Raw genomic sequence first — 25,470 nt, 5'->3', positions numbered from 1 at the left:
CGTCATCCGACAATCCGCCGCGGAGACTTTTACGCGGCGTTTCCAAGTTGATTGGCACTTACGCAACTGTCGTGCCAGTAGCGCAGTCGAAAATCAACGTCGAGTGACGATCATGGGTCGGACTCGATCGGCTCGCGACGAAGGGAAGCGAAGTAGCTGGCGATTTGCTGTGACTGATCTTTGTCGAGGGCGTCGGCGATGGAGTGCATCAGGTTGCCGCTGCCGCCTCCGCATCGTGATCGGTTTCGGAACAACGCCAGCTGACGATTCAAGTACTCGGCGGGTTGTCCTGCCAGAACGGGATAGGACGGATCGTTTTCCTGACCATGACACTTCGAACAGGCGGCTACTTTCAGCGTGTCGTCGTGTTGCGAAATCAATCTTCGTCCCGTCTGAACGGATTCGTCGTCTAAGTCAAACCGACCCTGCGACGTCATGGTTTGACTTGCGTACCACTTCGACGCGTCGCTCATCTCTCGCTTACTTAGCCGCGCCGCGATCGGTTCCATCACACCGCTGTATCGTTTGCCCTCGGCGAAGGCCTGTAGCGATTCCCGCAAGTAGACTTCGTTTTGGCCGGCAAGGATCGGTACACGATCACTGCCGCGTCCCATCCCGTCGGACGCGTGACAAATCGCGCATTGTTCGATCACAACTTCTGGTGCAGCGGTGCCTTCATCGACGTCGACCAAGTCCCGGTACTGGGAGTCGCTCATTTGGCTGAACTGCCGCAGAAACGCGACCAACGGCCAGATCTCGTCGTCTCGCTGACGGGTCGGCCAGGCCGGCATTCCGGTAAACTTGATCCCGTGTTTGACGATGTAGAACATCTCAGCGGAATCCAAGTCACGCAGCACATCGGGCAGGTAGGGCGGCGCGGGTGTCATCGCGGCTGGCACCGGCGGCATCGGTGAGCCTGGTGAGCCGTGGCACCATTTGCAATTGGATTGGTAAATGCCCACGCCCAACGTCAACATGCCGGGTTCGTCCAGCGATGGAACCTCCGTCCCCGTGCTGTGAAACGCAACCGAACGATCGCTGGCAAAACCAAGCATCCAACGAGTGATCGGCCAATGACCGCTGCTGGCTTTGACGGGCACGATGCCGGAAACCAAGACGATCACTCCAATCGTCGCCAAGACCAGGCCGAGCAACACAAGTTTCTTTAAGAAGTCTTTCATATGGATGCCTCCAAAGCCGACGCACGCGTCGCGGTATCATTTTGCATCGATGGCGGTTCGGCCGAACGACCACGCAACAGATCGCCCGTCAACACCATGCCGCCTGCCAGATAGACGATGCCGCCGACAACCAACATCACTGCCCCGCCGAGATGTTGGTCTTCCAATGGCGACAATCCGCTTAACCCGTGCGGGTGGTGAAACAGCAATCGCGGCGAAAGGGAAAGCAACGCACCGAGCAAGGTCATGTGCATCGACGTGAGCAGCAAACCGACGACTCCGGCGGCACTGCGTTGCCGGGTTCGTGGCTGCCCGCCTCCGAATGCCGACAGCCAAACCCACACGCCGGCGGCCAGGAACATGGACTGTTCCACGACGAATCCGACCGTTTCGTGTCTGGCCCAATGGTGAAGTCCCGGCCCGTGCCAGGCCCATACGATGATCAGCTCTCCGACCGATGCGGGGACCGGCGCGAAGAACGCGGGGCAAAAGCGAACAGGGTCATAGCGGCGTCCGGCAGCCGCGAGCGAAAGCATCGGAGCGACGATCGCGACGATCAGCATGTGCAATGTCATGTGCGCAGCAAACGAGTGCCGCGCCATGTCGGGAAGTGGTCCCATCCATGCCGCGGTCAAAATGACCCAACCGAGATTCCAGATCAACAAACGCATCAGTGGCAGGTCCCCACGAAGTAGAACACCAGGGCGGTGAAGATCGTCGCGACCGCGCTCAGCAGCGACAGCAGAAAGGTCGACAGTCCGATCATGCGACGAAGATCGGCGGCAGTTGCTCCATCGTGCGGGCTGCGATCATGGCCGTCGCGATGCCGACGACGACCAGACCAGCCGACGCCGGCGATGATCATTATCGCCACCACGGTGTACGCCATCACGGCCAACTGAACTTCACCGGCCGAGCGATCGGAGTCCGCGAACTTGGCGCAGAAGATCGCCGCGGTCAAATAGCTTGCCAAGAAATGGACCGCCCAGACCGCAGGCGCGGCAACGATCCACCAGATCGATGTGACATGATCCGTTTTGTAGATCTCATCGCGATTTCTCGTTTCGGTCATCGCCATCACTTCGCCACCATCGGGAATCCGGCGATCACCAAGCATGTAATCGCCGTCGTTAACATCAGGAAATGCCAATAGAGCGTCACATTGACAATGTCGGCGTCACAGCGTGCCGTCATCCGGCCGGCGGCGCGTCTCGCGGCACAATACAGGTGCATCACGACCCCCAGCACCACATGCAGCGCCGTCCAGATCGCCAAGACCCACACGATTGCCGGATAGACGTGGGCGGTCGGATCCATTTGATGTGTCCACGGACCGTAGAGCACAGCCAGGCCGCCGGCGATGCTCAGGACGACGCCGCAAACGATCGCCCCATAGAACCTCACCGCGTGATCCTGTCGGTTCCACCGTCGCGCGGCCAACGTCGCCAAGTAGGCGAGCAGCATCGTCAGCATGGCGACGGAGGGCCAGATCCACCCGGGGCCGCTCGATCCATTCGGCGGAAAGTCGTCGTGGGCGGTCCAGTAAAAGAAGTACCCGAAGACCAGCGAAATGAAGGCGGTCATGTCACCGAGCATGGTGATGAACATCGCCCACCAGCCGACTGCTTTGGATCCCGAGACGTAAATCGGCAGCGTCAAACCGCGTCCCACGTCCTTTTCCTGTTTTTCCGGAATCGGAGCGGTGCCCGTCCACAGCCAGACCAGAATCGTGATGAACGCGAGCACGCCGCTGATCGTTGCGGCAACGTACCAGTGGTAGGTTGACAGAATGAAAACGCCGCCGGTAAAGATCGCGGCAAAGTGTGTCAGGAATGTCGGTCCCGGAACCCGCAGGCATTGGATCGGCTTGGCATCGACCACCGACGTCACCAACGTTTCCCGCAGCCCCTCTTCCGCATCGGGTAGATAAAACCGCCCGGCATCGACGTCTTCGACAAAATCCTCCTGATCCCACAGCGGGTATCGACTTTCGACGATCGGAATGCTCCGCACGCCCCAGGGTTTATCGGGCACTTCACCCAACCATTCCAGCGTGCCAGCATTCCAGAGGTTTCGCGGTACGAGGGGCTGGTTCTTTTTGGAACGCAGCACGTCATAGAGAAAGACGATGAATCCGATCGCCAGCACGAACGCACCCACCGTGGAAATCAGATTCAACGTCCCCAACCCCAGTTCCGCCGGGTAGGTGTAGACGCGGCGTGGCATCCCCAGCAAACCGCTCAGGTGCATGGGGAAGAAGCTGACGTTGAATCCGACCAACATCAACCAAAACGCATACCGCCCCAGTTTTTCAGAAAGCTGTTTTCCGGTGACGGCGGGATAGTAGTAGTAGACGCCGGCGACGATCGGAAAGATGGTGCCGCCGATCAGGACGTAGTGCAGGTGTCCGACAATAAAGTACGTGTCATGGGCTTGGTAGTCGAACGGGGCGACGGCGACCATGACGCCCGTCAATCCACCGATGATAAACGTTGCCAACCCGCCCAACGTGAACAGCAAACACACCGATTTGGTGACGCGTCCGATCAGCAACGTGGCGATGAAACAGAACAGCTGGATCCCGGTCGGAATCGCCACCGCCTGGGAAGCGGCCGAAAAAATACCGATCGAAATCGCCGGCAGCCCCGTCGTGAACATGTGGTGCACCCACAAACCGAAGCTCAGGAAACCCGTCCCGACCGCAGCCAACACGATCCATCCGTAACCGACCATCGGCGTGCGGGCGAAGGTCGGGACGATCATGGCGATCAACGCGATCGACGGCAGAAACACGATGTAGACTTCGGGGTGACCGAAGATCCAAAACAGGTGTTGCCATAACAGCGGATCGCCGCCACGCGATGCGTCAAAGAAGGGCCAATCGAGCGACCGCTGAAGTTCCATCAACAAATCGCCAGCGATCAACGGCGGAAACGCAAATAGGATCATCACGGCGACGACCAGGATGTACCACGCGTACAGCGGAATCAGGTTCAACTGCATCCCCGGCGGGCGGCATTTCATCACGCCCACAATCAATTCGACGGCCGCCGCGATCGACGCCACTTCGATGAACGAGAGTCCCAGCAGCCAGATGTCGACGCCCACGCCGGTCTGGTATTCCGTCGTCATCGGCGGATACATGAACCAACCGCCTTCCGGCGCGACGCCGAAAAAGATCGATCCGCAAACAAAGACGCCGCCGATCACAAAACACCAAAACCCGTATGCGGACAGCCGGGGAAAAGGCAGATCGCGTGCGCCGAGCATTTCGGGCAACAGCAGGATGGAGATCGCTTCTAGAATCGGCACCGCGAACAGAAACATCATCACACTGCCGTGCATCGTGAACACTTGGTTGTACTGATCGGCAGTCAAGAAATCATTGTCCGGCAGCGCCAGTTGGATGCGCATCAACAGCGCCAGGATTCCGCCGAACAGAAAGAACGTGAACGAGGCGACCACGTACCACAAGCCGACTTCCGAGTTGTTGACCGCCGTCCAATACCGCCAACCTGTCGGGGTGCGCCATGCGTCGAGCAACCGTTTCGCTCGGTCATCGAGTCGGACATCGAGTCGGTCGTCGTCGGATGCTTCGCCGGGTGCGTCCGTATTCAATTCAGTTGCTCCAGGTAAGCGACAATCGAATCCAGTTCGTCTTGGTTGAGCCTTTCGAACGCGGGCATTTGCACGCCTGGTTTGACATCGTGGGTACGGCTGATCCAACGCCGCAGGTTGTCCGCATCATTGGGCTTGATGGCCGCGCCCAAGCTGAGCCGGCTGTCGAAGTGGGTTAAATCGGGGCCGACTCGTCCGCCCGCGTCGGTGCCCCGAATCGTGTGACAGGCGCCGCAGCCCTTGCGGTGGAACAACTCGCGTCCCGCCGTGGCGGCCCGGCCGGACGGTTCACTCGCGTCGCGTTTTTGGCTGCGAAGCCATTGCTCGAAATCGGCTTGCGACATCACCAGCACATCGAAGGCCATCTGTGCATGAGCGGTACCGCAATACTCGGCGCACACGCCACGAAATGTACCGACACGATTCGGATGCAGTTTCAAGCGGGTCTCTCGGCCGGGGATCATGTCAACTTTTCCCCCCAGAGCCGGAATCCAGAAGGAATGAATCACGTCCTCACTGGTCAATTTAAATTCAACCGGTTGATCGACCGGCAAACGAATCTCGTTGGCCGTCTCGACGCGTTGGTTTTCGCCGGTTCGGTATCCCACGCGCCACCACCAACGCACCCCGCTGACATCGATGGTCAAACTCGCTTCCGGCGGAGGCCGATGCAATTCAGGCAGCATCGCGAGCGCATAACACAGCAGTGATGTCAGCACCAACGTCGGAAACACGGCGCCACCCCCGATGACCAATGTCTTGGTCAGCCGTGGACGGTGGCCGCCAGGCACGACGACCGAATAGACGGCCAATCCGACGACGATCAACCAAATCAACACGCCGCCGCCGAGCATCCAAAGGAACAGATCCGCGATCTGCGCAGCCCCGTGTCCCGCCGGATCGAGCGTCGATTGTGAAAGGTCGCCGATCAACAAGAAGCTCATAAGGGCTGGCTGGAAAGGAACCAAGTTGCAAGGAAATCGGCCACCAAGGCGCTGGCGTAGACGAACCGGGAAAGGAGCCATGCAGATCGAGGTCTACACGCTCGCCGGATTGCTTCAATCGGGCTGGACCGCAAATCGTGTGCCCGGTCGTCGGCACGCCGCAGTCGCAGGTTGCGAGGAGCGGGGTCTGGTTCGAGAATCTGGTCGCTTGGAGTCATTCATAGGCTCCACCACGCCCTACCCGACCGATGTGCAGATACAATCCAGACTGTTTGATGAGAGTCGCTTTCGCTTGAGAGAATTGTGGATGGACAGGATCACTGCTTGGATCGCCCGGACATTGGGTTTGGTGTCGCTGTTGGGCTGTCTGCAATCGAATGTCCAGCTTCACGCCGGCAACTCCGGTGGAGAAGCAACCGCACAGAGTGATGGTGAACAGCTGACGACACCGCGGCGAATCGCTGCCCAACACCTGCCGAATCCGATCCAGGTGCATCCCAACGTGATCTCCGGTGGGTTGCCCGGCGATGAAAACGCTTTTCAGGAGTTGCAGTCGCTCGGGGTGAAGACCGTGATCAGCGTCGATGGGATGAAGCCGGACGTGGAAACCGCCAGAAAGTACGGACTGCGCTACATTCATCTGCCGCACGGATACGATGGCATTCCGGACGAGCGTGTGAAGGAATTGGCGAAAGCCGTTCGAGGGTTCGAAGAAAAAATCTACATTCACTGCCACCACGGAAAGCATCGCAGCCCCGCGGCAGCGAGTGTCGCTTGTGTGGCGGCCGGATTGATTCCCCGGTCCGAGAGTCTTGCGATTCTGCAGCTGGCCGGAACCAGTCATCACTATCGCGGACTGTACGAATCGGCGCGTGTCGTCACACCGATAGAAACCGCCTTGTTGGACGAGTTGACGGTGGAATTCCCCGAGTCCGTTGATCTGCCCCCGATGGCGGAAGCAATGGTGGCGATGGAGCACACCCATGAACACTTAAAACAGATCGCCGAGGCCGGATGGCGTTCTCCAGCGAACCATCCCGACCTGCATCCCGCTCATCAGGCGTTGTTGATGCGCGAGCACTTCACCGAACTGCTGCGTAGCGACGACGTGTTGAAGGAATCGGACCTGTTTCGGCACTACTTGCGTGAGTCCGAGCAAGCCGCCGAAGGTCTGGAAGCGGCGTTACGAACCTGGGCATCGAAGTCCGCCTCGGTCGACGCCCAACCCCCGGCAACGGCGCGTCGCTTCTTGGCCAAAATCTCTGCCAATTGCAAGGCGTGTCACCAGCACTCTCGGGACGTGCCGCTGAGCGAGAAGTGAAGCCGTCCGACGGCGGCACGAGTGCGATCAGCCGTTTGGCGCGAGCCTACGGGCCGCCGCGGGGTTGAGATGATGGTGAGGCCCGGACGCCGGCGCGAACCGGCTGATCTCAAACGAGGATCAGCGGTTCAACGCAGTGTCCCACCGGGCCGGGCAAGTCTACTTCAAGCTCACCGACTGCGCGGCACCACCCACCTTGGCGTCTTTGACGACGATCGTTTCGGGTGCGTCTTTGCCAGCCTTGATGATGAAGGTTTTGTCCTTGGGAGCCGCCGGGACAAACGTCTTTCCGGCAATGCGAACCGTGTAAAGGATCTCGTTGCTGTCGCGGTCGACGAGCTGTACGACGGGGGAATCGACATCAAAGGTCAACTCACCGAGTTTTCCCCACGACGGCGGATTGTAGTTGTCGAATTGCGAAATCGTACGCGGCCAGCCGGGATACTGCTTTGCCGACGGATCGGTCACGTCAACATTCCGCGGCCAACATTCCATCGTGATCTGACGCGTTTGGGTGTTCAGACGGACGATGCCGAATCCGGCCGATCGTGTGTTCAGCACGTTGCCAGCCGGCATTTTTTCGGGGTTGGCTGCGGCGTAATTGGTGACCTTGTTGGCAAAGCCGTCGAGATGGTCTCCCGTGTATTCCGGGCTGCCCGGTTCGCGGTTTTGTCCCGGTTCCAGCGGCTCCCACCAGCGGAGATACAGGTTGGCGATGGAGGGAACACAAAACGACCAGATGGCGTCGCGATGTTCGTCGATGCCATGATGAAAGATCGTGGCCAAGTGTTGATCGCCGGCGTAGTGAAACGCGAAAGCTTTGCGGAGTGTCTGCAACGCACGGTTTCGTCCGGTTTGAGGCCAGCCGTTGGAATCCATGTCGGCATGCAACCGACCGTTGGCGCTGCCGTGGATGTGTGCACCACCGCAGAAGATGGTTTGCGACAGGGCAACTTTCATGCTCGCGTCACGCCAGTCCTGGGCCCAGCGGTCCAGGAAATCCAACTGTCGCTGCCCCAACAGGATCGCACCATCGACATCGACGCTGTCCGGATCGTAATCGGGATTGCGAATGTGGTCGGGGCGCGGTCCTTGCTTGGGCACGCGGCCTGCCGGACCGGTTTTGAACTTGCGGTCTTCCAGAATGGCGAAGTCGATGTTGCCCCAATTCAAATTGGTGAAGTAGACGCCAATGCCTTGACCAATTTTTCCCGGGTCGACCGGATCGGGGAAATGGCTGGTCTGGGCGCGTTCGACTTCCTGGACATAGATTCCGGGTTGGCGGTAGCCGCCGTCGGCGTTGCCACTGAGCGTGGAAATCTTTCCGCTTTCGCCCCACAAGTTGGGCTGGCCGACATCGTGGTCATCGGGCAGACAAAGCGTCGGGCGATCCTTGATGATGTCGCCGAAATCGCGCCCGAATTTCAACCAGGCGGCGAGGTGTTTGTTGTGGTCGTAGACTTGATCGCCGGAGAAGAACAGCACGTCGGCGTCGACTTTTCGAACATTGTCGATCAGGTCCTGGCGTGAGATGTCGCCGCCATGGGCCGGTTGAATCGAGTTGCCGGTAAAGCCTGCGACGACGATTTCGTCCTTGTCCACGGGGTTCTTGCGAATGACGCCTTCGTACGTCGCTTCGGCGCCATGCACGACCCGATAGTTGGATGCTCGGGTGTCGTCCCAATTCTCGACTCGAAACGGCGCCGTCCAGCCGGGTTCCACGACGTTCGTACGTGCGACTTCCACCCAGTTGCCGTCGGTTTCGATTTCCAGCCGAACGGTTCGACTCTCGCCGGACTGAAGCGGATAGAGTTGGGCGGTCAACTTGAGCGTGTTGTCGTGGACCGTGTAGAGCGCAAAACAAATCACCTCGCTGCGTTCGACTTCGGGAATTTCCAGGACGGCGCGGCGCGGTCGTCGTTGGGCATTTTGTTGAGCGATCGCCGGAGTCAAACCCAGGAGCAACACCAGGCAGCAGAGCCCGGCTGTTTTGTATGGTTGTAGATTCATTCGTGTGCCTGTCGTATCAGAGTGGTGCGGGACTAGTGTAACTCAGCAGACGCCCCCTGCCGACCTTGGGAGACTTTCTTCTCGCCCGGTTTTCGCCACAATAAAAACAAGAAGAGCGGAATGGCGAAATGTGGTGCCCGGAGGACGCTTTCGTGCAGGAATTGATCCGCCCCCCAATAGTTGAGCCCCCAAGACATGCCTGCGACGGGGCGAGCGATGGCGGTCAAGAATCCCCACGCGGTCGCGTACAACGCGCTGGCGCGACGCAAGTAGGGAATGCAGATTCCGACACAGACGGCAAGGTCCAGCACGCCGGCGGTTCGCAGCAGAACTTGTGCTGTGGAATACTCGACGCCCAGGATCAACGTCGTCATGGCATAAAAGTTTCCCGGCGTCGGCCAAAATCCGATCGCATAACAGCCGTGACCGGCAAAGGTCATGATCAAGGCGATCACCGCCGTCGTCACCGTGACCCGATGCCCCGCACCGAGGGCGAGCGCCATGACCAGAATCAACGGGATCAACATCTGGCCCCCATGTTCGATGAACATCGGCAGTTGACGTTGTGCGGCGACGTAACTGGCGTAGCTGAGCAAGGTCAGCAGCCCGCTACCGAGTACCAGCCCGGACATCTGCACCCAGGACGTTTTGCGAACCGTGATCGTCAAGAGCGTGCAGGCCAGGTACAGCCACCAGATCCGAGCGATCCACTTCTGCACAAAACCGTCATCGGCCCCCGTGCCGACAAATTCGTCCCAGGAGAGTCCCAGTCGTGTGGCGAGGTCGTACGTGGCATCCTGCCAGAGCAGCACACCATAAGGACCTTCCCAATAATAGTGCACCCAAGTCCAACCGGCAAAGCAAAGAAAGGCTCCCAGCCGGAGGCAGGCGATCGGCAATCGGTGCGGATTCGATTCGTTCACATTCGACCTGGGCGAGACGCGGTGCTTGTGGGTGACGCTACAATTCTTGATGGCAGACGATTGTAATCCCTGATCCAGAATATGTCTCAGGACGGCAGCTGTACGGTCTGTCGATTGAGTCGATGTTCTAAAGTTAACGCGATGATGTTAGACGCGACGCGTCAGCGAAGGGACGCCTCGTGGCCCCTTGCTGACGCATGCGGGCTTGATTCGACAGGCCGTGTGGCGGCCGATACGATCGAGTTGGACCATGTACTGAAAAGGATGCGTCGATGGCACAGAACGTTCCCAGCAAAGAGCACTTTCAGCAAGCCTATGACGGTAGTGCTCCGTGGGATATCGGTAAACCGCAACCGGTCTTCGTCGAGGCTGCCGAACAGATCACCGGCAGACTGCTCGATGTCGGCTGCGGAACCGGAGAGAACTCGCTCTTCTTTGCCGAGCGGGGCCACCCGACCACCGGTATCGACTTTCTTGAACACCCCATCGCCCAGGCAAAGCGAAAAGCAGCGGCGCGTGGGCTGCCGGCGGCGTTCAGGGTGATGGACGCGCTCCGCTTGGACCAATTGGGCGACGTTTTCGATTCGGCGATCGACTGCGGCTTGTTCCACGTCTTTTCCGACGAGGACCGCGCACACTATGTCAACGCTCTGGCGCGGGTCGTTCAACCGGGCGGCAGATTGTTCCTGATCTGTTTCAGCGATCTGGAACCGCCGGGTGACGGACCGCGGCGAATTTCACAAGCCGAAATCCACGCCGCCTTCGCAGACGACTGGCAGGTGGAATCGATCCGGCAAGCCCGATTCGAAACCCGCCGTGATCCGCACCAGTCGCCGTTCAGCGAGGGCGGACCGCTGGCCTGGTTCTGCGTGATTCGCAGGAGTGCCGGTTGATGGAATCGACGTTCCGAAATCAACGCGATCTGGTGAGGGCCAATGCGTCAGCAACGAGCAACATCGAAGTGGGCTAGAATCAACAACTGCCGATACACTTCGCGGACGTCAACGATTGACGTGCGACCGCCTTGCCTCCTGCAAATCGATTCTTGTGTCAGACGTTACCCGAATCCTCCATCAGATCGAAGCCGGCGATGCCGCGGCGGCCGGCGAATTGTTGCCACTGGTGTATGCCGAACTGCGGCGACTGGCGGGGCACAAGATGGACAAGGAAGCGGCGGGGCAGACGTTGCAACCGACCGCGCTGGTTCACGAAGCGTACGTGCGTCTGGTGGGTGACGAGGATGTCCGGCAATGGGACAATCGTGGCCACTTCTTTGCAGCGGCGGCCGAGGCCATGCGCCGCATTCTGATCGACAACGCTCGCCGACGTCAGAGCTATAAACGTGGCGGTGACCGCGAGCGGCTGGAGATCGCGGAAGTCGATGCGATCGTCGAATCGGCCGACGTCGATGAATTGCTGGATCTGGATGCCGCCCTGACCAAACTCGCCGAGTGTGAACCGGAAATGGCCAAGCTGGTCCAATTGCGATACTTCGCCGGGCTATCGGTCGAGGAGTCGGCCAAAACGCTCGGCATGTCCCCGCGAACGGTCAAACGAAATTGGGCATTCGCCCGGGCATGGCTCGGCCGTGAACTGAATTTGGGCGAGGGGAACTAAAATGGGTGGCCCCGGCTAATGCTGGAATCCGCATTGTATTCTGTGGGGGCGATTCCTCGCCGCCGGGCAGGCAACGAGTCGGCGTCCACACGATAGCGTTCGCGGATCTTTCCTGGATTTGTACAAACATCATGGCCGTCGCCACCGAAAAGTCGATCTTCTTTCACGCCCTCGAAATCGAATCGCCGGCCGAGCGGGCCGCGTATATCGAGGGTGCGTGTGACGGCGACGAGCAACTATTGACCGCCGTTTGCGCCTTGCTTCGTGAGAACGATCGGGAGGAAAACCCCGTCGACCGTCCGGTCGGGGCCGCCTGGATGTCAACGGATCTGGTCAGTGATGATGTCGGTGTCGCCACAACTCGGTTTTTCCCCGGGGCGATGGTTGGACCGTACAAGTTGATGGAGCGAATCGGCGAAGGCGGATTTGGATTGGTCTTTGTGGCTCAACAGCAGGCACCGGTCCGACGGCGGGTTGCGCTCAAAATCATCAAGCCGGGCATGGAGTCCCGAGAAGTGCTGGCTCGGTTCGAGGCCGAACGCCAGGCGATCGCCTTGATGGACCATCCCAACATCGCGCGGGTGTTTGAAGCCGGTGTCACGGAGACGGCGCAACCGTATTTCGTCATGGAGCTGGTGCGCGGCGTCCCGCTCAATGAGTTTTGCGACCACCATCAGTTGAACATGTCCGAGCGGCTCAAGCTGTTTGTCACGATCTGCCATGCCGTCCAGCACGCCCACCAAAAAGGGATCATCCATCGCGACCTGAAACCGTCCAATATTCTCGTCACACTTCAGGATGGTCAGCCGCTGGCAAAGGTCATCGATTTCGGCGTGGCAAAGGCGATCGGCCAGAGCTTGACTGTCAAAACGATTTACACGCGGTTCGCGTCCATGGTCGGCACGCCGGCCTACATGAGTCCCGAACAGGCGGCGATGAGTACCGACGATGTTGACACGCGGAGCGACATTTATTCGCTCGGCGTGTTGCTCTATGAAGTGCTGACCGGTTCGACGCCGTTTGCCCCGGACCGGCTGCAAAGCGCGGGGTTTGATGAGCTGCGACGGATCATTCGCGACGAGGATCCGCCGCGACCGAGCACTCGTCTGAGCACGCTGAACAACGAACTGGCAAGCACCGTCGCCGTCAATCGACGGCTCGACCCGGCCACGCTCTCCTCGGCGATGAAACGCGATCTGGATTGGATCGTGATGAAGGCGATGGACAAAGATCGAAACCGAAGGTACTCGACCGCCGGCGCGATGGCCGAGGACGTTTCGCGGTTCCTGAACGACCAACCGGTCGAAGCACGTCCGCCTTCGACATGGTACCGATTCTCCAAGTTCGCCCGGCGAAACAAGGTCGGCCTCTCGACCGCTTCGATTGTCGCCTGTGCCTTGCTTCTGGGAACCGCAGTCAGTGTCTGGCAAGCCCATACGGCGATCAATGAACGCGATGAGAAAGAGATCGCGTTGGAAGAAGCACGTGCGGCCGAGCAAGTTGCCAACGCCGCTCGGCTCGAATTGGAACGCTTCAACGATCGGCTCAATTCGACCACCGTTCTGCTGGCGTCGGGGCGAGCCAATGCCGACGCCCAACGCTGGTCAGAGGCTTATCAGGCCTACACCGAAGCGACAGGCGTGTTGCCGAAATACTTCTTGGTCTGGCTGGAGCGAGGCGGGCTCAATGCAAAACTCGGCCGCTGGGATGCGGCCGCGGCTGATTTCGCAAAAGCGGTCGAAATCGGCTGCCCGATCGAACAGGCTGAATTGTCGGGTGTGCCACAATTGTTGTTCTTTGCCGGAGAATCTGCCGCCTACGACAAATTGAGCAACGAATTACGACGCGTTGAAAAAGACGATCCCATGGCCGTGACCATGCGAGGCCAATTGGTCGGTGACGTCACCGAATCAGCCGCCGCAGAGTTGGCCGATCGTGTCGAGCAGATGCTCGCTGCCATGCCCAACCCGGACGACTCCGAGCCGAACCACGAATCGGATCGCAGACGACGGAAATACGCCGAGATGTTCTACGGGGTAAACCTTTACGTCGCCGGTTGGGCGCATTTGCGAGCCGGAAATCATCAACGCGCGCTCCAGCGGCTCCAGGAATCGAATCAGGCGAGCTGGTTCGGACGCGGTATCGCCCATCCGCTGCTCGCGATCGCTCACCACAGAACGGGCAACGCGGAGGATGCCGTTGGTTCGTTCGAGCAATCACAGGCACTGCTGGATCGATTGCTCGATGAAAGCGTCAGCCAGTCCAAGGGCTCGCCGGTGATCCCATGGATCGACTGGATCGAATTCCTGTTACATCACCGCGAGGCCAGTATCGTCGTGAAGGGGCATACACCGGCCAACGACCCCCGAATGCAGCAGATGGAACGCTTTGCCGATGAACGCATTTCGGGTTGAGCAGCTTCGCCGACCGCTGAGTGGTTGACGCTCGATTTTTCTGCACCGTTTTGCCTGGCCCCGAGTTCGTGTGGTTTACGCATTAACCAAGTAGAGGCTTGAGTCCTGATGTGAGGTCCATTTTCGCGGCAAAGCGGAAATGGAAATCGGCACAGGGTTTTCGGCCACATTTGGGACACATCGGCCGGTGATGCTCGGTGGGCAGTCCTGCCGTCTGACGCCAAACGCCGTGGGACGTTAGAAAGGGAATTGACCATGAACTTATGCAAATCGTTTCTACTGTTCGCCTTCATCAGCATCACCGCACAGGCGCAGCATCCGTTATCGATTTCGGTCGGCGACGCATCGATCAGGCCCAGCGATTCGGCCGGCCCCGAGTGGCTCCGCGACCGGGACTTTTCCGCTGACCGGTTCGGTTGGAGGCGTGATGAATGGAGCCGAAACCAATCGGCTCCGCCAGCCGGCGAACTGATGCATTGGTTCATTCATCGCGACTCGGACAACAGCCTCGGGCTGACGCAGCTGGAGTTGCCACAGACCCACCGATTTCTGTTCCCGAGACTCGACGAAGACGGCAACGGAGAACTGAGCCGTTCTGAGATTGGACGTTTCGAAACCTTTGCCCTCGGTCAGTTCGACGGGCTGCAATTGCGAAATTCCCTCTGGAGTGATGACGCACCGTCCACTCAAACGACTCGGCGATTGAAGGAAGTGATGGATTCCTTTCTAGCCGAGAATGCCGAGTCCGATGCCAGTGCCGCCTCCGAGATCGCGTCCACCAACCGGGCCGCGTGGACATCTTATGTGTTTACCGTTGCCGCGATGATGATCGCCGCCTTCAGCTTTGGGCATCTGCTGACCACTTCACCGCCACGTCGTCATCGCTGGACTCAAATCGATGCGTCGCCCGATGCGACCCGTTCGGTCGTTGAATCGCTGGTGCTGATCAGTCTGCTCTCGATGATCGACTTGTTTTGGACGACGATTAAATCGACGGAGACTCATTTTCATGAGATGAATCCGCTGGGAAATCAAATCTTGCTCAACGGCGACTCCCTGACCGCGTTCAAGCTGATCAGCGTACTGGCCAGTCTGTTGCTGTTGTTTTTTCTCCGTCAATACAAAGGCGCCCAACTGGCATCGTGGTGGGGGTGCTTGATTTGCACGCTCGTCACGTTTCGCTGGATCGTCTTGGATTCTGCCCTGCTCGGATAAACCCTGCTCGGATAAACCCTGCTCGGATAAACCCTGCTCGGATAAACCCTGGGGGGCCGAGCGAACCATTCCCCCGACCTCTTTTTCTCTCTTCCCTGGAAATTGAATCCATGCTCAAGTTGTACCTCGCCAGTCTGTTCTTCCTTTGTTCCGGTGTCATCGGTTTGGCCGCCGATTGGCCGCAGTGGCAGGGACCGGAACGAAATGCAATCTCGAAAGAAGGAGCACTGCTGCAGCAATGGCCCGAGGGCGGTCCGCCGTTGGCTTGGCGAGTCGACGGACTGGGCGGCGGTGACAGCGCACCGGCGGTCGCCGACGGCAAGCTTTTAGGGATGAGCAATCGGGACGGCAAAGAAATCGTCTGGGCACGCTCTGAAAGCGACGGCAAGGAAATTTGGTTCACGTCATTGGGTGATGCGGTTGACCAACGCGTGCCGCAGTCGAAAGAAGGCCCCGGATGTACTCCCGCCGTCGACGGCGAGCGGTTGTATGTGATCGGCATGAGCGGACGCGTCGCCTGTCTGAATGCGGAGGATGGCCGCATCGTTTGGCAACGAAGTCTCGTCGATGATTTCGGCGGTGTGTTGCCGATGTGGAGTTACCGCGAATCACCACTCGTCGACGGCGACCAAGTCATCTGCACACCGGGGGCCTCCGATGCGATGATCGTCGCGCTCGATAAGTTGACGGGAGAGACGATTTGGAAAAGCCAAATGCCCGATCAACCCGCTGAGGAACAGGGGGATCGTTCAACTCGTCAGGAAACCCCGCGTCAGGAGACTCCGGCTCGCGACCAAGCTCCCCAACGCGACGCACCGCAGCGTGGCGGACCGGGCGGATCCGCACCGGAAATCAGCGGCACCGAGAACGCAGAATTGTTTCAGAGTGAGCATTGGGGCATGACCGGTTTTGCCTACAAGGTTCCCAACGGAAACTACCTCGCCAAGCTCTATTTTGCCGAGACGTACAACGGCATTACCGAGGCCGGTCAACGGGTGTTTGCGTTCAACGTCGAAGGCCGAGAGTTCAAGGACTTTGACATTTGGGCGAAGGCTAGCGGACCGCGAAAGGCCTATGTCGAATCGGTTCCGGTCGAGGTGACCGATGGCGAGCTGAACATCACGTTCACGCGAAAGGTCGAGAATCCGGCCATCAAAGCGATTGAAATCGTTCCGCAAGGGGACGGGGCGAAGGCGAGCGAGACCATTCGCATCAACGCCGGCCGGTCAACGCCTTGGACCGATGCCAAGGGGCAGGTTTGGTTGGCCGATCAAGGGTTCGCCGATGGCCAAACCAATCCAGGAACCTTCAATGTTGCCGGCGGACGTCCGGGCGGCTTCGGAGGCCGCGGCGGTTTCGGTGGAAGAGGCGGTTTCGGTGGAAGGGGCGGTTTCGGTGGAAGGGGCGGTGCCCGCTCGGGCGCGGCGTACTCCTCGGTGATCGCCATCGATTTTGAAGGCCAACGACAATACGTTCAACTGACCGCCAAGTCGCTCATCGGTGTCTCGGCCGACGACGGCACGCTGCTTTGGCAATACGATGCACCGGCCAATGCGATGGGGATCAACTGTTCCACACCGATCTATCAAGACGGTTTGGTGTTCGCGGCGTCCGCTTACGGCAGCGGCGGAGGTGCGGTGAAGTTGACCAAGGACTCCGAGGGCAAGATCACGGCCGAGGAGGTCTATTTCACCACCAGAATGCAGAACCATCACGGCGGGATGATTGTCGTCGATGGCTGTCTCTATGGAGCCAACGGAGGGAATGGTGGCGGCATCATGACCTGCCTGGACTTCCAAACCGGCGACACGTTGTGGCGTGACCGCGAGGGGCCGAAGGGATCGTTGCTGTTGGCCGATGGGCGTCTGTACCTGCGTGGCGAAGAGGGAGAGATCTTGCTGATTGAACCTTCGCGAGACGAACTCATCGTCCGCGGCCGCTTCGACCAACCCGACCGCAGCAGCGTCCCCGCCTGGGCGCATCCGGTTGTCGCCAATGGCAAGCTCTACATCCGCGACCAAGGTCTGTTGCTTTGCTACGACGTCGCGTCGAAGTAGTCGATTCATCGCGTCAGGCGGAGGACGCTTCGTCAGTTCGAGGACCATTGACCCGATCGACGACGCGCCACGAAGGATGGGCGACGTGGCCGCTCGATTGCAGGACCTGAGCAGAAAGTCGATGCGTTCGGGGGGACATTTCTTGAGATCGGACTGATTGGTTTCATTTTCGCAGAGCAAAAATTTACGCGGGAGGGTGGTGGACTCTCGCTTGACCCTTCGGAGGGGGTCGTGTCTACTGCCGTGGTGCGTTAGGTAGTTTCACTTCGACGAGAAGGAGAATGAGATGGCACTGCGACGAGCGATTGGAATGTCAAAACGGCGAAGACTATTGCTGGAGCGTCTATTGGATCGAGAGCTCTTGGCGGCCGACATGACGAATTGGGACAACCCGATGGACGTCAACGCCGATCAACGGGTTTCACCGATCGACGCCTTGGTCGTGGTCAACTATCTGGGGCGGATGGCCTCCGGAGTCGAGTCGGAATCCGTCTCACGAGACGCCGGCGCTCGCCGCCTGTACCCAGACACCAACGGTGACTCGCGGGTCACACCGGTCGATGCGTTGGGCGTGATCAACGTATTGGCCGAAGGCGAGGTGGTGACTGCGTCGGTGGGTGGCACGATTCGCTGGACCGACACAGCTGGGGGGACCCACGCGCTGCCGCGGGCTCGGGTTGAGATTCTGTCCCAGGATTCGGGTGGAAATCTGTCTTTGATCGCGACCGCGACGACCGGCAATGGTGGCAATTACAAGGCGGATCTTTCTTTCGACAATGTCAATCCGGCTCCCAACGTGATCGTCCGGGTCGTCGCGGAGTCGGTGTATGCGACGGTCGTCAACCCCGCCAACTCTGATGCGCCCTATACCGCGAGCACCGCCACGGCGGTCCCAACGGTCGCCAATGCGTCGGTCCCCGTCAACTTGACGATTGGCAATACAACCGCGGCAGAACGTGCTTTTAGTGTGCATCATGCGATTGTCGTCGGCGGGGACTTTTCCAGCAGTCTCAATGGCGCGAATCCTCCCAAACAAACCGTTCGACTGTCGCCAAACACTGCATCCGACTCAACGGTCGTATCGGCGTTTCCCGGCGCCACGTTTGGAACGCACCAGTTCGGCACGACCATCGAATTGGTGTCCGGCGACGCCTCCGATTGGGACGTGATCATTCATGAGTATGGGCACGCGGTTTACAAGAGCTTGATCACCAACAATGTCATTGGAGCGGCTCACTCACACAATTCAAACAACGCGGATGTTCCGTCCAATACGAAAAGCGTCGGGACGGCGATCTCGTTTTCAGAAGGCTACGCGACGTACTTTTCGTTGGCTTCCCAGCAGTCGATCTCGTTGAGTGTCCCGTTGGCCGGCGATCTCAACTATGACGATACGGTCGATGTCTCGCCGCCCATCAGCGATAACATCGAAACCTGGCACCAGACCGGCAGTTTTTCCGGGGAGGACAATGAGATGTCCGTGGCCGCAACGCTGTGGGATTTGGCCGACGCGGGGAACACCGGTGAACCCCAAGACAACGTGGCGTTGGGACATCTACAGGTCAATCGCCTGTTACGCGGCCTTTCCGGAGGGCCGTTGGATGTCGGCGATTTCTGGGAGGCCCTGGCCGCATCGGCCGATTCCCAGACGCGAGCCCGTTATGGCGAAGTGTTTGGTTTGAACCGGATCTCCACCACACCGATGATGCCGGTCGATGGTTCCGATCTCACCTCCTCGACTCCGCCGACCTTCGATTGGGAGTATCGCGGAACAGGCACGACGGTGAACCCGGAAAAATTTCGTGTCAAATTCTTCAACTCCGACTTTTCCAAGGAGCTGTTCAACAGTCCCGAATTGACGACCAACACGTACACGCCCATGCAGAGCGATTGGGACACGGTGATATCGGGGGCAAACAATGGTACGATCCAGTGGGTCGTCGAAAGTCAAGACACCGACGCGCCGGCAACGCCGGGCGGCGCGCTGGGGTATTACTGGAGTGGCACGCTTTCGCTGGATCCGATCAAATTCGGATTGTTGATCGATGACACGGGAAGCATGAGCGAAGAAATCAATGGTGTGATCGCGGCGATGCAGCGATTTGTGACCAGCAGCGCGGCCAGCGGTTCGGAGTCACCGGTGTTCCAGGTGTTGGCTTTCAAGGATTCGGTGCGTCAGGTCATCGTGTCAGATGATGCGGCCGCGGTCACCACCGCGATCGGCGGCCTGCGGGCCTCGGGGGGCGGCGATTGTCCCGAAGCCAGTGGCCAGGCATTATTGCAGGCAGTCCAAAGTGTGGCCAACGGCGGGTCGATCCTGATCGCGACAGATGCCGCGCCGAGAAGCGATGTCTCCATCAGCCGTGCTCTCAAGCAAGCCAAGGCGAAGAGTATTCAAGTCAGCTTTGTCTTGACCGGCGACTGTACGCCATCGGGTTTTGAGGGCGAATTCATCCACCCGGACGACTTGCAATCGGCGTCCGGGAAGCGCGGTGTCGACTCGCCGGAGGAAGCCATTATGGCGGTGTCCGAGTATGTTTCTGGGGGAATATCGGTGGACCGGACCGAGGCGGTTACCGCGTTGACCGGCAAACCAGGCGATGGCCTGGCCGAACCCGATCACGGTGTTGAAATCATTGGGGATCCAATCCTCGAGTTTGATGCCCACGGCAATTCACTTGCCGAGGCCGTCTCACTTTCGGGATCGGGATTTGTCAATGGGCGAATCAACAGCGATGGTGATTCCGACTGGTTCACGCTCGACCTGTTGGCAGATCGGCGATACGTGCTCAATGGTGAATTTGACGCCCCGGTAACGCTTGAGTTTCGTTCGCCGTCGGGCGACACTATCACCAGCGCATTTTTCGGCGATCGCGCCGACGATTTCTATTTACCGACTGCAATCGACGGGACCTACGCTTTGGTCCTCTCCGGGACCACGCCTGGATCGTATGAGTTCTCGGTCACGACCAGCCCTCTGGCCGGTTTGACCTCGGGGACGGAGATCTTCTCGACCATCGCGCGAGAAACGGGCGGCGGCTTCTTCTTTCGCGATGAAATCAATCTGGGCGACGCAGCAAACTTCGAGGCATCGGTCTTCAATTTGCTCAACAGTACGCTGAAGCCGACCATCGTCACGGTCAATCCGGCGACCGTGCCGGCGGGCAGCAGTGTGACGATCGAGTTGATCGGCAGCCGAACCAATTTTGTTTCGGGTTCCACAACACTCGATCTTGGTGAAGGGATCACGGTCAACGACGTCAACGTGGCTTCACCGACCCGTCTGACAGCCTCCATCACGGTGGATGCGGCGGCCTCGCACGGTAGTCGCAACGCAGGAACGGAAACGAGTGTTGGGACATTCGATGAGCTTGCTAGCGGTTTAAACGTTCTCTCGGTCGGGCGAGCAGCCACCACCAACACGTTGCTCAGCGCGGTGCCTTTCGAATTGACCGCCGGCACAACCGGGCAGATTCAGCTGCAGGGAATTCTAACAAACTGGGATGCGTCCACGATCGTGTCGCTTGGATCAGGCATCACCGTTGATACGGTTGAGGTTGTCTCGCCGACGACGCTGAATGTTCATTACACCATTGATTCGGATGCTTCGATCGGTATCAATCCAATCACCACGACGACCGGCGGCGTGACGGAGACGTTGGCTAACGGAATCTTTGTCGCGTCTGCCTCCAGCGGTCCCGCGATCACATCTGTCTCCCCATCCAGTGTCGTCGTGGGCACGCCGACGATCCTGACGATCAAAACGTCGGGCATCAACTTGATCGGCGAAGATATCTTGGTTGACGCCGGAAACGGCGTCGCCGTCGGCGATGTGCTAATCGTCGATGCTTCCACCATTGACGTGACGGTCACCGCGATGGAGGGCGCCCTCGGCGGATTCCGAGATCTTTCAGTCAATCTTGGCGGCGAGTTGCTGACGTCGCTCGGTGCGTTCTTCGTCGTCGCAGAGGGATCGAGCGGGTCCGGTGACCCCGGCGGCGGAGTCACAGGGGGGACACTCTCCCGCTTTGAACTCGATCGTGGAAACAGCCCACGGATTGAAGTCACCGGCAATGATTTGATCGCGACGGTGAGGACGGTCGCACCGGGCATTCTGGAGTTTTCGGCTGCCGGACAGACCATCCAAGTGGGGATCCGTGATGCACTGCACATCAGAGCGAGCGGCAACAACAACGTCTTTCTTTTCGAAGGGGCGGTCATTCCCGACGATCTGAATCTGGTTGTCAACGGTCATGGCAATTCGGTCCGGCTGATGGGCGTGACCGTTGGCGATGATCTCCACTATGAAAGCAGCGGTTATGGCCACCGTGTCGTCTTGGATGGCGGGACGATGATACGCGATGTCGCAATCATCAAGACGAACGAAGGCGACGATTGGATCGTGATTCAAAATGTCTCGATCGGAGATGATTTGATCATCCACAGCAGAGATGGAAGCGACCACCTGGCCATGGACTCGGTGCACGTCGGAGATGACTTGATTCTGCGAATGGGCGAGGGCGACGACGAGGTTTCGATTCTCAATACCTTGGTCGCCGACGTCGCTGATCTGAAGGGAGGCCGAGGACATGATGTCGCGGCCATCGCCCAAGACACGGTTTCGGCACGTCGTGTAAACGTACGGGAGTTTGAACAAGCGGAGAATCCGATCGATGTTGATGCGGTGATCGCAGACTTGTTCGGTGATTTGAGCGAAACGTTCGGCTGAGCCAATCGGCGAACGAAGCGATCCTTCAGCGCGTCTGACACCTCGGTTCAGGACGCCACCTGAACGCGACGATTCATCGCGTCAGGCGACTGAGCCGATAGGGCTAGTGCTCCGCCTTCAATTTCTGTTTGGCTTCATCCGTTTGCCGGTTCTTCACCGATCGGTCGGACGGATCAAGCTGACGGAAATCATGGCTCAACGTTTACTGCAAACTTATGGTTTCCCGATCAACGACGGGAAACGAAAGGACGTGGCTTGCTCGATCAAACCGCCTCGACGCTGGGGCAAGCCCTCCAGAAAGGGTTGCACCTGGTCTGCATACGCCCGCTCGGCGTACTGATGACTGACGATCCCGGTACCGTTCTGCGATCGCGTGTAGATGAAGACATTAAATTCGGCGATGTCACCTTGCCAGATCGCGAAGTCGATTCCGCTCGTCGAACCATCCCCGCTGTGCCAAATCGCGTACGGAGCCTTCGGGTTCATCTGCAACAGCGAATCTGCGGTGGAATATGCCATGGCGGACGGTTCAGCGTCGATCGGATGTTCGCAGATGGAAATCAACTTGCTCCAACGCTCCAACGTTTCACCTTCGGGGATATATTCATGCAGCGTTCCCGTTGATTCGTTTTCGGTGGAAGATTTCAGCGAAAACGTCTGTCCTTGGAATTGAAACGCGGTCGGCAGGATGTCCGAATGGCCGGGACCGCTGGCTGCCACACCGGTCGATCGAGACGACACCAGAGTGGCTTCGGCGGGGATCGACGCTTGCTCATGGTCCACCTGTCCGCCCAGAGTCGCGACGATCGCCAACAAGAACACGATCCCGACCATCAGTGCGATGGGGCCCAAGAGGATGACCAGCAAGGCGATCAGGATCCAATTGCGTCGCGGTTTGGACGCCGCGTCGACTGCCATGGGGGTGGCATAGGGAGTCGGGTTGGAGGCGGTCGGCGTTTGGTGATTCATAGATGTCGCGTTGGTGCAGCAGAGGAAGAACCCGGGCACCCAAACCGGCGCTCGGCACCGAAACCTAGCTCGCCACTTTAGTAAGCTGGCCGACGGGCTAGGAAAACCCCCAACGTGAAAAAATAGGCCCCGCTTCGAACGCTTACTTTGTCACGCGTTTCCACGTAACGACGGCCGGCTCGCTGTCGTCGTCGATCAGCATGCCGCGAACCTCGATGAAGGTGTCGCCGGTCACTCGATAGATGTAGGACTGCGGCGCGTTCGCCGTACGGCCCCGGTTCGCCCCGGCGGTGAACCGGTTGTTGAAGAACGTGAAGATCCGCACCTTGCCGGTGGTCTCCAAGCGGAACTCCGAGGTCTTCGATTCGACGACTCGGTCATCGGCGCCCGCGATCGTCAGCGTCGTTTCGTTGCCGCGATGTTGCTTCGTAATCGTGTACGTGCCTGCATCGGTTTTCACGGTCCGAACCCACGTTCCCTGAACCTCGGCCAAGTCTTCAGGAGAGGATTGCAGCGTCTCGGTTTTCTGGGGAGAACTCGAAGGGACTTCGGCGAAAGTGGACCCGCCGACACAGACGCAGGCGAACAGGCAGAGTGGGGTGATGTGTTTCATGATGAATCGGGGGCAGGGCGAGTGGAGGCAGCTCAATACGTGGCAGAATGATGAAGGCACGAGGGGCGGGGGGCAAGACGATGCGGGGGAAAACGATGGGACGTCTGATGGGAGGCTGAGTCGAGTACGGTCGGTTCTCCCATTATTCTGCCCCGAATCATTCTGCCATTTCTCTCGCAAAAACTGGTTCTGACTCTTTTCACTTTGTGGACCCTTTTTCGTTCGTCTTGATAAAGACGGCGGCGAGACGTTTGCGATATGTTGATTCCTGTTCGGCGTCTCGATCCCATGGTGGAGCGATTGGGCGGGTGGGCATATAACCGTGAACCAAGTACCGGGAGAGTCAAACCGTGGCAGATGGAATCATTGATCCGGCCGAGAACAGGAAGACAACTTGGACGGAGGCGTGCGTGGATACCGAGTGCTTCATGCTCGGATTGAAAAAACGCAACACGGGACAAAAACTGTTTCATCAGGCGGTGCGTGAGTTCATCGAATCGGTGATGCCTTTCGTGCAGCAGAACCCGCAATACCAGAAGGCCCAGATTCTCGAACGCATGACCGAACCGGATCGGATCGTTATCTTTCGTGTGACTTGGGAAGACGATGCCGGAAATGTTCGCGTCAACCGCGCTTGGCGTGTTCAGTTCAATAATTCCATCGGGCCTTACAAGGGCGGCCTGCGTTTCCATCCCAACGTTAACTTGGGCGAATTGAAGTTCCTGGGCTTCGAGCAGACCTTCAAAAACAGTTTGACGGGGTTGCCGATGGGAGGTGCCAAGGGCGGAGCGAATTTCAACCCGAAAGGCAAGAGCGATCGCGAAGTGATGCGGTTCTGTCAATCGTTGATGATCGAACTGCATCGGCATATCGGCGAAGACACCGACATCCCTGCCGGTGACATCGGTGTCGGTGCGCGGGAAATCAGCTACTTGTTCGGGCAATACAAACGGCTGCAAAACCGGTTCGTCGGAGTGCTGACGGGCAAGGGGCTGGCATTCGGCGGAAGTCTGGTGCGCACCGAAGCAACCGGGTACGGCTGTGTCTATTTCTGCGAGAACATGCTGAACCATTCCGGCGACAGCATCAAAGGGAAAACGTGCGCGGTGTCGGGTTCGGGGAACGTCGCCATCTATGCCGCTGAAAAGGCGCACGAGTTGGGCGGAAAGGTGATCACGCTGTCTGACTCTGCAGGATTCATTCACGATCCGGCAGGCATCGATGCCGAGAAACTCGCGTTTATCAAGGACCTGAAAGAGGTTCGCCGGGGCCGGATTGCCGAGTACGAGGAAAAGTACAAGGAAGCGAACTTTTATGCCGGCCAACGACCCTGGGGTGTTCCCTGTGACGTGGCGTTCCCTTGCGCGACGCAGAATGAATTGAATGTCGACGAAGCGAAAACGCTGATCGGCAACGGTGTGAAGGCCGTTTCCGAAGGTGCCAACATGCCGACCGAGTTGGCCGGTGTCCACGCCTTTCTCGATGCACGCGTCTTGTTCGGCCCGGCCAAGGCTGCCAATGCCGGCGGCGTCGCGGTCTCCGGATTGGAACAAAGCCAAAACGCGGTGCGGATGTCGTGGGGGCGGGACGAAGTCGATAGTCGGCTGAAAACGATCATGCGCGAAATCCACGACAAATGCGTCTCCAACGGAGATGCCGACGGCTACACCAACTACGTCCGCGGCGCCAATCTCGCCGGTTTCAAAAAGGTCGCCGACGCGATGTTGGCCTACGGCGTCGTGTGAGCGGATGGCGGAAAAGGGGGCAGACTAAGACGGGGCAGCATGATGAAGGCGGGGAGAGCGGGGGGCAAAACGATGAGGGGCAAAACGATGAAACATCCCGTAGGAGGCTAAAGT

17 protein-coding genes are annotated in these 25,470 nt (G+C 58.8%); 8 read left to right on the top strand and 9 right to left on the bottom strand.

Annotated features, from left to right (window positions below):
- Positions 1-110: 110 nt before the first annotated feature.
- From TBK1r_RS11325 to coxB, 5 genes are read right to left on the bottom strand one after another with little or no spacing between them, the layout of a single operon-like run.
- Positions 111-1,181 carry a c-type cytochrome gene (locus tag TBK1r_RS11325; protein ID WP_145210234.1) on the bottom strand — a complete coding sequence of 357 codons (1,071 nt, stop codon included), beginning with the start codon at positions 1,179-1,181 and terminating at the stop codon, positions 111-113.
- A complete protein-coding gene (locus TBK1r_RS11320; protein ID WP_419581231.1) occupies positions 1,178-1,852 on the bottom strand; it encodes a cytochrome c oxidase assembly protein in 675 nt (224 codons plus the stop codon). The genes TBK1r_RS11325 and TBK1r_RS11320 overlap by 4 nt, the downstream gene beginning before the upstream one ends.
- Positions 1,852-2,298, bottom strand: coding sequence for a transmembrane prediction (locus TBK1r_RS11315; protein ID WP_419581230.1), 447 nt, complete (start codon positions 2,296-2,298; stop codon positions 1,852-1,854). The genes TBK1r_RS11320 and TBK1r_RS11315 overlap by 1 nt, the downstream gene beginning before the upstream one ends.
- Positions 2,259-4,799, bottom strand: coding sequence for a cytochrome c oxidase subunit I (gene ctaD / locus TBK1r_RS11310; RefSeq protein WP_145210228.1), 2,541 nt, complete (start codon positions 4,797-4,799; stop codon positions 2,259-2,261). Before ctaD ends, TBK1r_RS11315 begins: the two co-directional genes overlap by 40 nt.
- Complete coding sequence (gene coxB / locus TBK1r_RS11305; protein WP_145210225.1) at positions 4,796-5,743, bottom strand: cytochrome c oxidase subunit II; 948 nt, start codon at positions 5,741-5,743, stop codon at positions 4,796-4,798. The genes ctaD and coxB overlap by 4 nt, the downstream gene beginning before the upstream one ends.
- 307 nt (positions 5,744-6,050) lie before the next feature.
- On the opposite strand from coxB, the gene TBK1r_RS11300 reads away from it, so the two are divergent.
- Entirely contained in the window at positions 6,051-7,064 is a 1,014-nt protein-coding gene (locus tag TBK1r_RS11300) for a hypothetical protein (RefSeq protein ID WP_145210222.1), read from the top strand.
- Positions 7,065-7,223: 159 nt separating this feature from the next.
- On the opposite strand, the gene TBK1r_RS11295 is transcribed toward TBK1r_RS11300, so the two are convergent.
- Together TBK1r_RS11295 and TBK1r_RS11290 are read right to left on the bottom strand one after the other, a co-directional pair.
- A complete protein-coding gene (locus TBK1r_RS11295) occupies positions 7,224-9,074 on the bottom strand; it encodes a hypothetical protein (protein WP_419581229.1) in 1,851 nt (616 codons plus the stop codon).
- A gap of 32 nt (positions 9,075-9,106) precedes the next feature.
- Positions 9,107-9,997: a hypothetical protein gene (locus tag TBK1r_RS11290; RefSeq protein ID WP_419581228.1), complete on the bottom strand. Its 891-nt coding sequence runs from the start codon at positions 9,995-9,997 to the stop codon at positions 9,107-9,109.
- Between the two features lie 272 nt (positions 9,998-10,269).
- Here TBK1r_RS11290 and TBK1r_RS11285 point away from each other — a divergent pair, with 272 nt between their 5' ends.
- The 6 genes from TBK1r_RS11285 to TBK1r_RS11255 all read left to right on the top strand — a co-directional run bounded on the left by TBK1r_RS11285 (position 10,270) and on the right by TBK1r_RS11255 (position 22,029).
- The gene (locus TBK1r_RS11285; protein WP_145210217.1) at positions 10,270-10,890 is read left to right on the top strand and encodes a class I SAM-dependent methyltransferase; all 621 of its coding nucleotides are present in this window, start codon (positions 10,270-10,272) and stop codon (positions 10,888-10,890) included.
- A gap of 154 nt (positions 10,891-11,044) precedes the next feature.
- Positions 11,045-11,614: an ECF-type sigma factor gene (locus tag TBK1r_RS11280; RefSeq protein ID WP_145210214.1), complete on the top strand. Its 570-nt coding sequence runs from the start codon at positions 11,045-11,047 to the stop codon at positions 11,612-11,614.
- A 131-nt stretch (positions 11,615-11,745) separates the two neighbouring features.
- Positions 11,746-14,028 (top strand): serine/threonine-protein kinase, encoded by a 2,283-nt coding sequence (locus TBK1r_RS11275; protein ID WP_145210211.1) that lies wholly within the window; start codon positions 11,746-11,748, stop codon positions 14,026-14,028.
- Between the two features lie 255 nt (positions 14,029-14,283).
- Positions 14,284-15,243 (top strand): hypothetical protein, encoded by a 960-nt coding sequence (locus TBK1r_RS38510; protein WP_419581227.1) that lies wholly within the window; start codon positions 14,284-14,286, stop codon positions 15,241-15,243.
- Between the two features lie 110 nt (positions 15,244-15,353).
- Positions 15,354-17,300: an outer membrane protein assembly factor BamB family protein gene (locus TBK1r_RS11260; protein ID WP_145210202.1), complete on the top strand. Its 1,947-nt coding sequence runs from the start codon at positions 15,354-15,356 to the stop codon at positions 17,298-17,300.
- Positions 17,301-17,586: 286 nt separating this feature from the next.
- Positions 17,587-22,029, top strand: coding sequence for a dockerin type I domain-containing protein (locus tag TBK1r_RS11255; RefSeq protein ID WP_145210199.1), 4,443 nt, complete (start codon positions 17,587-17,589; stop codon positions 22,027-22,029).
- A gap of 213 nt (positions 22,030-22,242) precedes the next feature.
- Here TBK1r_RS11255 and TBK1r_RS11250 read toward each other — a convergent pair whose 3' ends face one another.
- Both TBK1r_RS11250 and TBK1r_RS11245 read right to left on the bottom strand, forming a co-directional pair.
- Complete coding sequence (locus TBK1r_RS11250) at positions 22,243-22,998, bottom strand: hypothetical protein (protein WP_145210196.1); 756 nt, start codon at positions 22,996-22,998, stop codon at positions 22,243-22,245.
- Positions 22,999-23,140: 142 nt separating this feature from the next.
- The gene (locus TBK1r_RS11245) at positions 23,141-23,611 is read right to left on the bottom strand and encodes a hypothetical protein (RefSeq protein WP_145210193.1); all 471 of its coding nucleotides are present in this window, start codon (positions 23,609-23,611) and stop codon (positions 23,141-23,143) included.
- A gap of 350 nt (positions 23,612-23,961) precedes the next feature.
- Between TBK1r_RS11245 and gdhA the strand changes: the two genes are divergently transcribed.
- Positions 23,962-25,356: an NADP-specific glutamate dehydrogenase gene (gdhA, locus tag TBK1r_RS11240; protein WP_473772503.1), complete on the top strand. Its 1,395-nt coding sequence runs from the start codon at positions 23,962-23,964 to the stop codon at positions 25,354-25,356.
- Positions 25,357-25,470: the final 114 nt, after the last annotated feature.

The organism is Stieleria magnilauensis, from assembly GCA_007753675.1.
GTDB classification, from domain to species: Bacteria; Planctomycetota; Planctomycetia; order Pirellulales; family Pirellulaceae; genus Stieleria; species Stieleria magnilauensis.
Note: the sequence above shows the minus strand (reverse complement) of the source record. Positions and strands in the feature narration are given on the sequence as shown.